Raw genomic sequence first — 11,406 nt, forward strand, 5'->3', positions numbered from 1 at the left:
TCCCACACTGCAAGCCGTTATGCTGACAAGCGCTGTTTTTCGAACTGTGTAGCGCTGTGCTGCACATTTGCTGGGTTAGGTATTATCTCACGGCTCAAATCATCATTACTCGTATCGAAAGATGTATCGCCAATAGGTAAATTCAGCTCGCCATGTTCAAATAAATAATCTCGTCCTGCTTCAACGCCTATTTTATAGTCGTGGCGAAGATCGCTATCCGCACTGCCTAGTAATTTACTGTGTAATTTAGTGCCTGCAAAAATTTGAATAATTTCCACATCCGCTGGTGGATTAGCAATAAACGCTAACTCTTGCTGGTACGCTTGTTCATGCTGAACCAGGTAGTTAATTGTTTTTGGGCAATGTCCCGTTGCGCACACCAGTGATTTTAATTTGTGAAGCCATGCTGATTGAGCTTGAAAATTCACATCGCCAGTACGAATAACCACGATTTTTCTGGCACCCCGTTCGTAAGCTTCACGGACAGGCAAGGGGGCTCCTAAGCCGCCATCTAAATAATAATCTGATTCAGGTTGTGCTTGAGGAAGCGAATTCGTTTTGTTCTCGCTAACCGAAACCGCGTTGTATTCAGTAGTAAGCTTTACGCCTTGTTTGTATAAAAAGGGTAGAGCGCTAGAGGCTTTCAATAGTTCACGCCATTGATTACCACTGCCTTTGGGGCTTAAAAAATAAGGCTTACGATCGCGAGAATTTGTAGCGGTAATTAACAACTCTCTATCGCCTAAGCTTTCTTTCGCGGCCTTGAAATCTAAAATGCGGTTCGCTTCTTTCGTTTTCTCAAAATACCAATCCAAATCGACAATATGTTTGCCCATTAAGCCGCGGCCTAATTGGAAGAATCGCTTATGCCGAGACAAGCCACGAATTAAACGTTTCGCATAACCCTTTTGACGGGCTAAAAAACTGGTTAAGTTTTGTGAGCCCGCAGACGTGCCAATGAACATGTCAAAAGGGTCGTAACCTGCTTCAAGCCAGGCGTCCAATACACCAGCAGTAAAAATTCCTCGCTGCCCACCACCTTCAGCGATAAGCGCAAGTTTAGGGCGCTTGGTGGCATAAAGAGGAAAGGACGTGGGCGCAGCTGAGGAATTCATTTCGTTGACCTGTCTATTAAATCTGTTAAGTTGATTTAAACAAGTATAAAGACAACTTTACTGTGGCGAAAATTGAAAGAATGAATCGGTGTGATAGGAAAAAACCTACAGGATGTTAGCTACCTGTTGCCGTATTTCTTGTTCGACTATCTTTTTCGCCTTTGCAGGAAGGTATTTCGTGTGTGCTTCGATAAAAATGGGGTTGGCGTAAATGCTTTTTATCGCCTCGTTTACTTTCTCAATAAAGGCAAGCGCTTCAGGTGTTTTACCGCAGATAACGTGCCCAGAAACGAACTTTGGGTTGTTCCCAATAGCGTAACTTCTCATTTCAATAGGCTTAGTTTTGCCGAATGATTGATACAACGACGCGGGGAATATAAGGGCGAAATCAGCTTTGCCAGCAGCAATAATTTTCGTAAAACGCGAGAAAAATGCAGGGTTGCTTAAGGTTATAATTTGTTTGTCGTCTATTTTACGTAAGTCATCATCTACCCGCTCACCGTAAGAATAGGTTTCTGGCAGCACAATGGCCGAGACTTTAAACGCGTCTAGTACTTTATGAATGCTGACTATTTCGCCATTCTCGTTTAGTAGCGCTGGAGCCAAAGGCGGCAGTGAGGAAAGCTGATATAACCGTTGGGTTTGAAAAAAGTTAAGCGGCAAAGAAATTGTGTACTTCTTTTCTCGCTCGGCTGATTTTATCTTGTTGATAACACAAACCGATTCGCCATTCTCTATCTGTTGGAATGAACGTTTGAGTGAGACTTCTAAAATAGGCTTATCGTAGCCTAAGGCACCAACCAATAATTGCGCCGTATCCACACTTGCGGAAAAGGGGGCATGTGGTTGATTAATTCTGTTCGTTAAATTGTGGTCGTCAGTATGAAGCGTTATTGATGATGTGGTAATAACGTTTCCACTTACTAATCCTGAAATAAGTGAGCTTAGAAGAAAAACGGCCGAAAGAGCAAAAAAGCGCATTGTGAGAACAGTTGGTTACTCTTAATTGTTATGCCTAGAAGGGTAAACCTATTTCACTATCTTTAAAATACTTGATGGTAAAGATCTAGAGTTAATATTCACATTCAACGCCCAATATTGAAAAATTAAGCCCGCTGACTCTTGTATCGTTTGAACCTATTTTTCATTTTGTTTGTATAAGATTTAATGTTGTAGATTTTATAAAGAGAAAAGGAACCCCTATGAATTATATGTCTAAATTGTTGGTTGGTGCTGCGGCCGCTTTTGTTGTTACTACTGGAACGGTACATGCTGAAGCGGTGACTTCTCACAACGTGATGCAGGCACAATCGCACGCCTACAACAAACAGCAACTCATTGAAATGGTTAGCCGCGCTGATGTGCAAGAAAAACTGGTAAGTCTGGGTGTTACACAGGGCGATGCTATTTCTCGCATAAACGGTATGACTAACAGTGAAATAGCGCAGCTTAACAGCCAATTAAACGATGCACCTGCCGGTGGTGTTGTTGGTGCAGTACTTACTGTACTTGCCATTATCGCTATCTTAGATTTGGTAGGCGTAACTGACGTATATCCTTTTATTCGTCCAATTAATAGCTAATATGAAATTAGATGTTTTTTTCAGAGCCTGCTTTATTGCGGGCTTTTTATTGCTAGGTGGGTGCCAGGGAACGCCGCAGGCAGACCGTATAGCGCTACAAAAACCTTCTGGAGTGCCATTAAGCCATACCATAAACAATGTCCCATTTTATGCTCAAGAACAGTTTTACTGTGGCCCCACCACGCTATCAGAAGTATTTGAATATTACGGGCACAGTATTAGTACGAATGAGATAGCCCCCAAAATATTTATTCCTGATAAAGAAGGAAGCTTACAGCTAGAAATGATTACGGCAACGCGCCAGTATGATTTTTTACCTTATGCCGAACGGGGTACGCTGACTAAATTAATGCAGTTAGTGAGTAGTGATATACCTGTCATTGTATTTCAAAATTTATCTATTCAACTGCTACCCCAATGGCACTACGCGGTAGTGACAGGTTTCGATTTAACCACTCGCACCATGACCTTGCATACGGGCTTAACGCCCAATCACACCATGTCCTTCGAACTATTTGAAAAAACATGGGGAAGAGGAAATTATTGGCTATTAGCGCCAGTTCCTCCAAATAAAATCAGCGATAAGATGAATTCGTTTACTTACATTAGTGCTGCTTACGATATGTTAGAGGTGGGAAAGGACGAGCAAGCTATTGCCTTTTTAGGAACTGCTACAAAGCAGTGGCCCAATCAATGGTTAGCTTATTTTTTGTTGGGGAATTACTATTTAGATGAACAACCAGAGAAAGCGGTGAAATGGTTTGAAGAGGGCTATCAAGTAGGTCAAAGTCAGGCGGCTTATATAAACAACTATGCTTACGCCCTTGCTAGTAATGGAAATCTAGCCAAAGCTCAGATACTGATTGAAGAAGCCCTATTGCGGTTTCCTAACGACGATAATGTTAAGAAAACCGCGTTAACTATAAAAGCAGCTGAGTGATCATTGCAAATAGGTAATAGCGACCTTTAACCGGTAAAGATTATAAAGATAAGCATATTTAAAAACATAGGTTTATGACCTCAATCTTCAATGCATAATCGACCCGGCGGCAGGTATTTCTTTGATTTTTGGTGCGCCATCGTGGTTACTCAACTCGCTAGCTTCTTCAACGAGTGCAGTCATCGCGTTAATGATATCAAGAAAGTTGGATAGCTGGTTTTGTGACAAATCATTAGATAGTGTTTCAATTTTACTGATAAGTTGTTTGGTTGGTAGGCGCATAGTGTCAAAATCTCGTTGTTCAGTGCGTATTAGGCACTCTTTTATTCAATACCTGCCTCTGAACTTACAAATAGCTTGCCAACTTTTTTTGACGCTAAACTCAGCATATTAAATGCGTCATTAATACTGAAATAAAAAAGCCAGCTAAATGCAGCTGGCTTTGTCCTGATGAATATATTTATTTAAAAATTAGAAGGTATACTTCACGCCTACCTTAATTCGCCATGTAGATTGCTCTTCATCAAACGAGTCATAGTTGCTGGTGTCTGTGCCGCCGTATGCCTCAGAATAAACATATTGGCCCGCATCGTTGATGTCGTAATCAAACAGTATTTGCTGAGGATAAGTCATTTCATACACTTTACCCCAGTCACTGTTTAACAGGTTCGCAAAGTTATCGATATTCAAATAAATACGACCTTTGTGGCCTTCAACAAACCCTGGAATTTCTTGCGAAATAGCTAAATCTACTGTGGTGATCCAAGGTTGAGTTGACGAGTACTTTCCAACATATCCGCCAGCGCTTCCAGCGACACCTGCTTGCTCAGCAATCGCCATAATTTCGTCGTAGCTAAGGCCATTGTCGAAATCTACGGCAGCATCGTTGGCGCCTGATGGAATATAAGGAAGATACACATCTGAATCATCAAACGCAGTTTGATCGCCCAAACCGCCGCTTTGATATGAACCTAGTACCCAAGAGAAAGGCTGACCAGAGCGACGTTCAAAGAATAAGTTGAAGTTAGTGCTATAACCCTCAAAATACTCATGAGTGTAACCAAGGTTCACTAAAAAACGGTGTTTGGTTTCATAGTAAGCGGTGCCCACGGTAGGGTCGTTACGATTGACCGTTACTTCATATTGATAGTTAGATTCTGCCGTTGAGCTTGTACCTGGGTTAACCTCGGTAATATCCTGGTGGGTATAGGATGTATTTAGGCTTATGCCGTTATCCCATTGTTTAGCTAACGCAGTGGTAAACAGAATGCTACGGCCACCGTCATCCGAGTTGGTTAATTGAATATCATAGTTGTCTTCATATTCAGTGCCGTCGTAAACATTGTCCCAGATAATACGGCCATCTGGGGTACTGTTACCATTATCGATACGCGATAAGTCTTCCCAATAAGCCGCATTTTCGCGGTCAACGTAGGTTAACTCAGTTGTCCACGCGAAGTTGTCGCCAAGGGTAGGGATGTCGAACGTGTAGTCGGCCGCAATTTGATAGCGCCAATCAGAGGGCAGTTCAAAATCTGGATCGATTGAGTTCGTGCTTCCTGCACCTTGCATTAACGCACTTTGGGCTTCTGTAGGAACTGATGTGAAGTCTACCGAGCTTGTGTCAAGGCTAGAAAAGGTTACTGAGTCGTTGGTTACACCATCGGTGGTGTAAGCGTTAGATATCCAAACCAGTGGCATACCACCGTAGAAGCGGCCAGCACCACCACGTAGAGTTAAGTCGTCGTTGATATCCCAATTAAAGCTTACGCGTGGAAGGAAAATATCGAAGCCATCTAGATTTTCAGTATTCGCAAAGCCATAGGTGCTAGCGAAGTTGCTATTTAATTGTGGTGAGTCTTCAACGGTAAGGTACTCGTAGCGAAGGCCTGCGGTTACCGTAAAGTCGTCAAACACTTCATAAGTAGCATCACCGTAAAGTGAGTAAACCGTACTTTCAACGTCATAGGCAAGGTCTTGAACATCATTTGTATACGCGTTGGCATATTCGAAATAAGAGATTTCCTGATTAGCGAATGCCTCAGTATCGTCAAAATACCAAGTGCCTAAAGAATCACGACCATATAGGTTGTAGTTCCACGTGTTTTCTATTTCAGTACCAAACTTATATTCGATATCGCCAGCTAAGTAAGTAGCATGCAATGCAAAGTTCCACACTTCGTTTTCTAGCACGTTTGCATGGCGGTTCTCATCTACGCCTGCTACTACGGTATAGCCACTCTCTGTGCCCGCTGCGGTATCAACGTTTATTTCACCCCAATCAGAAGCCGTGACAGAGGCTTGTTCAAACTCTTTGTAAGAAAGGCTAACTTCTGTTTGAAGGTTATTTGTCCAGTCAGAATAGACATGGGCAGTGTAGTAAGTATTTTTTTGCGCAAGGGTCCAGGTATTCGAAGTTAATAAAATAGTATCTGAATCTTCGTTGTAGTTTTGTGCCGCTGTGTTTTCTTGATAGCTGTAGGTGAAATCGGCACGGTGGTCGTTGTTAATGTTCCAGTCTAATTTAATGAGGTATTTTTCATCTTCGTCTGCATCAGGCGCGCCCGCTATTGAATCTTCAAGGCCGTAGGTATCGCTAAGGGCAGTAATCACGTCTTCTGCCGCGCTTACGAGCTCTGTAGGGTAGGCTGAAGAGTTAAAGCCGGTATCGATTTCTTCTTCCCATTTTTCATAGGAGCCAAAGAAGAAAAGTTTGTCTTTTATTAATGGACCACCAAGAGTGAAACCGTAGGACGATTCATCGTTATCGACGTCATATTCCGTGTTGTAAAGTTTGGTGTCTTTTGCGGTGCCAGAGAAAGGCACTTCTTCATAGAATGCCGTACCGTGAAATTCATTGGTACCTGATTTGGTCACCACGTTCACGTTACCACCGCCAAATTTACCTGCGCGGGCGGTAAAGGGCGTAAACTCAACAGACACTTGGCCAATAGCATCTAAAGACACTGGGGGGCGTGACGTAGGGTAACCGTTACTTTGTAGGCCGAAGGTGTCGTTAACGCCTACGCCATCAACGGTGAAAGTATTATATTTCGGGTTAGAGCCGGCAATACTTAATTCTTCACCATCGGCACTTACCACCGCTAACGGGTTTGAACGAACAATATCTTTTATATCTCGGTTAAAGGTAGGCATGTTCTCAATAGCCGATTCACCAAATACTGAATTTGAACCGTTGTTTGAGAAAAAGTCGCGGCTACCGGTTACCGTTACACGCTCTATATCAGAAGTAGTTTCAAGGGCAGCATCAAGTTCGAATGTGTCATTCAGTTCTAAATATACATCTTCGATAACACGGCTTTGGAACTTTTGTGACTCTACGATAATCATATAAGGGCCACCAACACGTAAACCTCGTGCTGAGAATGCGCCTTCTTCATTTACGGTGGTCTCTTTTACCGTTCCTGAAGGTTGATGAATAATAGTAATTGAACTGCCTGCTGCGGGATTACCTTGAGGGCCTAGTATGGTGCCGCGCATAGCTGATGATTGACCAGTGGCTGCAACGGCTGTTGTTGCAACGCCAATAGACAAAGCCACAGCCATCGCGATGCGATTGAACTGAGTTTTATGGTTCATGAATTTCCCGTTCTAGGTAAAGTTTGGTTTAAGTGCTCAGCTAGCCACGCATGCTTATTTGGGCATGTCGTATTACTGTTGCCTGAGGTAGCGCAATTGTTGGCTATTTTTATTTCATCTTTATTTCATTTGTGTAAATCTGAACTCACATAACTCTATGAAATAAAACATTATTTGAGCTTTTATGAGGATGATGAGGCAAGGGCTTTTACGTGTTTTTACACGTTTTACGTGTGCTTACGTAAATGTAGCCTGTAGATGTGTATTTGAAAGAGGTTAGCAATAGAGACAAGAAGACTGTTTAAGATAGTAGGGCGGCGGCGCGCGCAAGTGAGCGCAAGTGAATATTATCGTAGGAGTAAGATATTCTTGGGAAGAATTTTAATACAGATAAGAAATTCAAAGAAGAAATGGTGGCCCCACCCTGACTTGAACAGGGGACCTGCCGATTATGAGGCCCCGTTGGCTAGCTTGTAATCCCTTTATAAGTGCCCATTTTAACGTGGTCATGACCAGCAACTTACCGATATTGTTACCACCTATGAATTGTATGGTGTAACTCAAATTGATTCTTACCAGTTCTGAACTAAACTTTATTGTGGTAGTATAAAGTAGGATTATATCCTTACGAGATTTCTTTCATTGGAGGTAAATTATGGCAATGGTAAAGAAAAGTATCACAGTAACTGATCAACAAGAACAATGGATGCAAGCTCAACTTGCAACTGGAGACTATGCTAGTGACAGCGAGTTATTACGAGATTTGATCAGAAAAGAGCAAATGCGTACAAGCGAAGTTGAAATTATAAGGCAAGAACTGATCAAAGCAGAGCAAAGCGGTTTTAGCTCTCGTTCTCCTGAAGATATTGTTAATGCAGTGATTGCTCGAAAACAAACTAATGGCGAAGTATAGATTAAGCTCTGCTGCCGATCAGGATTTCGAGCTGCTTTTTGAATATGGCATTGATAACTTTGGGTTAGCTCAGGCCAAATCATACGTTGATGGGTTGATTATTCAGTTTCAAAGCATAGCGGAAAACCCGTTGCATTATCAGGCTGTTGCTCATATTCGCAAGGGATATAGACGAAGTGTGTATGGGAAACATGCTATTTACTATGTCGTTTCTAATGACTACGTTGATATCATGCGAATATTAAGAGCTGAAAATCTTAAAACTGCTTTTGAGTTATAAATGTGTCCAGTTCGTTATCAGATAGACTCTTAGAAATTGATAATCAGCTTCAGCGACTCGCTGAAGAAAAAGAGTCGTTGTTAAATGAACGTAATAGTATTCTTGCACAACAAGAAGTCGAGCTAGCCAAACACTTTAACCAACACGTTTCACCTGAAGCTAAAGTCGATTTATTCATTTCTTATTTTAAAGGTCGAAATGACGTTTATCCGTTTCGTTGGGAATCGCAAAATGGTCGAAGTGGTTATTCGCCAGCGTGTTGGAATGAATGGAAACCTAAAGTTTGTAATAAACCACGGATTAGTTGCACAGAATGCTCAAATAAACAATTCAAGCATTATGATGGTCAAGCGATATTTGATCACCTAAAAGGGAATCAAACGATTGGTATTTACCCACTTCTAGAGAATAATACAACCCACATTCTTGCTGCTGATTTTGATAAAGACGATTGGATTCACTCCGTTAAAGCTTTTTCTGAAGCCTGTGATTTTTATAAAGTACCTCACATTATCGAACGCTCTAGAAGCGGCAATGGTGGACATGTATGGATCTTCTTTTCGCAAGCTATTGAAGCAGCCAAAGCTAGAAAGTTGGGTAATGGGCTATTAACGAAAGCGATGGAAATGTACCCTGCGCTCTCATTTACTTGCTTTGATCGTTTGTTTCCGAATCAAGATGTTATGCCAGAAGGTGGCTTTGGTAACTTGATAGCATTACCTCTTCAACTAGAGCCAAGAAAACTTGGCAATAGTGTATTCATAAATTCCTCAGGGATAGCTTATAAAGACCAGTGGGCTAAGCTCGCTTCAATTCAAAAAATTAATAGTACGACACTTGATAGCTTGCTGGATGAAATAACGTTAATTGATGAAAAAGCTAATAATGACTTGGCAGACACACCTTGGAAGAAACTCTCTTCTATTGATAATGATGTGATTGCCAATTGCCCAGAAGAAATAACCTTAGTTATTGCAGATCAGATTTATATTCCTATAGATAAACTTCCCGGCAAATTAACATCAAGACTTAAACAGTTAGCAGTATTTTCTAATTCTGAGTTTTATAAACGGCAAGGCCTTCGCTTATCTACTATTGGCATTCCAAGATATATTTGCGCCGCTCATGTTGAAGGTACATTTTTAATTTTACCCAGAGGGTGTTTATCATCTGTAGAAGCTCAATTAACTGAACAAAAAATTGAAATCATTTTCGATGATAAGCGGTTTTCAGGTGACAACCTTGCCAAAGTTAAGTTTACTGGAAAGCTGAAAAGTCAGCAGAATAAGGCGGTTAATGCGTTATTAGAATCATCGGTTGGCATACTGGAAGCTTCTACTGGCTTTGGTAAAACTGTCACGGCACTAGCATTGGTTGCTAAACGTAAAGTAAACACATTGATATTAGTTCACAGTCGGCAACTGGCTGAACAGTGGTTAGAACGTATTAATGTTTTTCTAAAAGATACTGAAGTTGGTTCATTACTTGGTGGTAAGGAAAAGCTGTCGTATCAGGTTGATGTAGCCACATATCAAAGTTTAGTTAGTCGAAACGGCATGGATATAAAGCCATACATTGAAAAATATGGGCAAATTATTGTTGATGAATGCCACCATTTACCAGCATCAAACTATGAAAGCTTGATCAAGTCCAGTCACGCAAAATTCATTCATGGATTCACTGCAACACCAAAACGCCAAGATGGCTTAGAAAAGCTGATGATGTTTCAACTTGGAGATATTGTTTATAAAGGCGTTAAATCAGGTTCAATGCTTAATCAGCAAGTGATAGCACATGAAACAGATACAACGTTTCCTAAGGAGTGGCTAGAGCCTGATACTAAGCCTCATATTTCACAAATTTATAAGCACCTAGTAAACAGTGATTGCAGAAACCAAAAGATCGTCGACGATATTCTCAGTTGTATTGATGATAAACGTGCTGTAATGGTGTTAACCGAAAGAAAAGAGCACATCGAGCTTTTGTCAGCTTTACTAACGAAGAAAGAGCTAATGGTTGTAGAGTTGCATGGTGGAATATCAGCTAAACAGCGGCAAGAGCGTATCGCTATGCTCGAAGAAAATGTAGATCTAAGTAACGATAAACAGGTAATTCTTGCAACGGGTAAGTATGTTGGCGAAGGGTTTGATTTACCATACTTGGATACGTTGTTCATCACCTTACCGATAGCATGGAAGGGTATATTAGCTCAATATGCCGGACGAATAGGACGAGAGTGGAGTAACAAAAATTCAGTTCAGGTTTATGATTACCTCGATACCTTCCCAACACTGAAGCGAATGTTTTCAAAACGTGAAAAGGGATACAAAGCATTGGGTTATGAAATCACATACCGTTAAGGTTGATACTGAAATACTCGAGTAACTTTTTGTATCGTATGCCCAATTTAAAGACGATTAAAAGTCGATAAGGTAAATACTTAAGTATTGATATTCCAGACTTTTGTCGTTAGCTATAAAATGTCGTCAGGCTTTTGGTTTAATAAGAATCGAAGAAAACTTTTTTCTTTGATTTCACAATTTTGGTAGATTGTTAGAATCGTCATGTAATCTTCAATTTTTTTAATGCTTAAGTATTTTAGGTTTTTATTTCTGTGAGTAGCTATAAGCTTAATAGCATGTTCTGCCACAGTATTATTCCAATGAATGTCATTGTGATTAGTAAACTCAAACAATTCATGCCAATACTTTAACAACCTGCTCTGCAGTTTTTTTGTATCAATATTATGGCAGTCTGTTGCAACAATAGTTTTGTGACATAAATGTATTTCTGGCTTAAATCTCTTTAAATACCGTTTGCGAGATTTAGATCTTTCTTCGATATCTCTTACTATTCCAGCTAGTAATTCCGTGAAGTTGCTTGTAATAACCTTTAATGCGGTATCATCAGGGTATCGTAAGTAAGCGTCCGATAATTCCACCTAGCGCTTAGCAAACTGCCATGGTAGCAGTTGC

General features: G+C 40.9%; 10 protein-coding genes. 5 read left to right on the forward strand and 5 right to left on the reverse strand.

Annotation, left to right across the window (positions count from 1 at the left end; all coding sequences use genetic code 11):
* Window positions 1-17 precede the first annotated feature (17 nt).
* The gene (locus AAC006_RS04315; protein WP_339890738.1) at window positions 18-1,115 is read right to left on the reverse strand and encodes a patatin family protein; all 1,098 of its coding nucleotides are present in this window, start codon (window positions 1,113-1,115) and stop codon (window positions 18-20) included.
* 105 nt (window positions 1,116-1,220) lie between these two features.
* Window positions 1,221-2,096: a hypothetical protein gene (locus AAC006_RS04320; protein ID WP_339890740.1), complete on the reverse strand. Its 876-nt coding sequence runs from the start codon at window positions 2,094-2,096 to the stop codon at window positions 1,221-1,223.
* Window positions 2,097-2,317: 221 nt separating this feature from the next.
* Here AAC006_RS04320 and AAC006_RS04325 point away from each other — a divergent pair, with 221 nt between their 5' ends.
* Both AAC006_RS04325 and AAC006_RS04330 read left to right on the forward strand, forming a co-directional pair.
* Window positions 2,318-2,698, forward strand: coding sequence for a PA2779 family protein (locus AAC006_RS04325; protein ID WP_208806250.1), 381 nt, complete (start codon window positions 2,318-2,320; stop codon window positions 2,696-2,698).
* A gap of 1 nt (window position 2,699) precedes the next feature.
* Window positions 2,700-3,638, forward strand: coding sequence for a PA2778 family cysteine peptidase (locus AAC006_RS04330; protein WP_208806251.1), 939 nt, complete (start codon window positions 2,700-2,702; stop codon window positions 3,636-3,638).
* Between the two features lie 87 nt (window positions 3,639-3,725).
* On the opposite strand, the gene AAC006_RS04335 is transcribed toward AAC006_RS04330, so the two are convergent.
* Together AAC006_RS04335 and AAC006_RS04340 are read right to left on the reverse strand one after the other, a co-directional pair.
* Window positions 3,726-3,920 carry a hypothetical protein gene (locus tag AAC006_RS04335; protein WP_208806252.1) on the reverse strand — a complete coding sequence of 65 codons (195 nt, stop codon included), beginning with the start codon at window positions 3,918-3,920 and terminating at the stop codon, window positions 3,726-3,728.
* 189 nt (window positions 3,921-4,109) lie between these two features.
* Window positions 4,110-7,238, reverse strand: coding sequence for a TonB-dependent receptor (locus AAC006_RS04340; protein WP_013785279.1), 3,129 nt, complete (start codon window positions 7,236-7,238; stop codon window positions 4,110-4,112).
* Between the two features lie 655 nt (window positions 7,239-7,893).
* On the opposite strand from AAC006_RS04340, the gene AAC006_RS04345 reads away from it, so the two are divergent.
* The 3 genes from AAC006_RS04345 to AAC006_RS04355 are packed head-to-tail and all read left to right on the forward strand — an operon-like array spanning window position 7,894 to window position 10,791.
* Window positions 7,894-8,151 (forward strand): type II toxin-antitoxin system ParD family antitoxin, encoded by a 258-nt coding sequence (locus tag AAC006_RS04345; RefSeq protein ID WP_013785278.1) that lies wholly within the window; start codon window positions 7,894-7,896, stop codon window positions 8,149-8,151.
* Window positions 8,138-8,431 (forward strand): type II toxin-antitoxin system RelE/ParE family toxin, encoded by a 294-nt coding sequence (locus tag AAC006_RS04350; protein ID WP_126873619.1) that lies wholly within the window; start codon window positions 8,138-8,140, stop codon window positions 8,429-8,431. The genes AAC006_RS04345 and AAC006_RS04350 overlap by 14 nt, the downstream gene beginning before the upstream one ends.
* 2 nt (window positions 8,432-8,433) lie before the next feature.
* Window positions 8,434-10,791 carry a DEAD/DEAH box helicase gene (locus AAC006_RS04355; protein WP_013785276.1) on the forward strand — a complete coding sequence of 786 codons (2,358 nt, stop codon included), beginning with the start codon at window positions 8,434-8,436 and terminating at the stop codon, window positions 10,789-10,791.
* A 113-nt stretch (window positions 10,792-10,904) separates the two neighbouring features.
* On the opposite strand, the gene AAC006_RS04360 is transcribed toward AAC006_RS04355, so the two are convergent.
* Window positions 10,905-11,372: a transposase gene (locus AAC006_RS04360; protein ID WP_013785275.1), complete on the reverse strand. Its 468-nt coding sequence runs from the start codon at window positions 11,370-11,372 to the stop codon at window positions 10,905-10,907.
* Between the last annotated feature and the right edge of the window lie 34 nt (window positions 11,373-11,406).

The organism is uncultured Alteromonas sp., assembly GCF_963976965.1.
GTDB lineage: Bacteria > Pseudomonadota > Gammaproteobacteria > Enterobacterales > Alteromonadaceae > Alteromonas > Alteromonas naphthalenivorans.

Excerpts from the sequence above, each read along its gene's own strand:
- AAC006_RS04350 (WP_126873619.1), top strand. The coding sequence starts at position 8,138 with ATGGCGAAGTATAGATTAAGCTCTGCTGCCGATCAGGATTTCGAGCTG.
- AAC006_RS04315 (WP_339890738.1), bottom strand. The coding sequence starts at position 1,115 with ATGAATTCCTCAGCTGCGCCCACGTCCTTTCCTCTTTATGCCACCAAG.
- AAC006_RS04340 (WP_013785279.1), bottom strand. The coding sequence starts at position 7,238 with ATGAACCATAAAACTCAGTTCAATCGCATCGCGATGGCTGTGGCTTTG.
- AAC006_RS04325 (WP_208806250.1), top strand. The coding sequence starts at position 2,318 with ATGAATTATATGTCTAAATTGTTGGTTGGTGCTGCGGCCGCTTTTGTT.
- AAC006_RS04335 (WP_208806252.1), bottom strand. The coding sequence starts at position 3,920 with ATGCGCCTACCAACCAAACAACTTATCAGTAAAATTGAAACACTATCT.
- AAC006_RS04320 (WP_339890740.1), bottom strand. The coding sequence starts at position 2,096 with ATGCGCTTTTTTGCTCTTTCGGCCGTTTTTCTTCTAAGCTCACTTATT.
- AAC006_RS04345 (WP_013785278.1), top strand. The coding sequence starts at position 7,894 with ATGGCAATGGTAAAGAAAAGTATCACAGTAACTGATCAACAAGAACAA.
- AAC006_RS04330 (WP_208806251.1), top strand. The coding sequence starts at position 2,700 with ATGAAATTAGATGTTTTTTTCAGAGCCTGCTTTATTGCGGGCTTTTTA.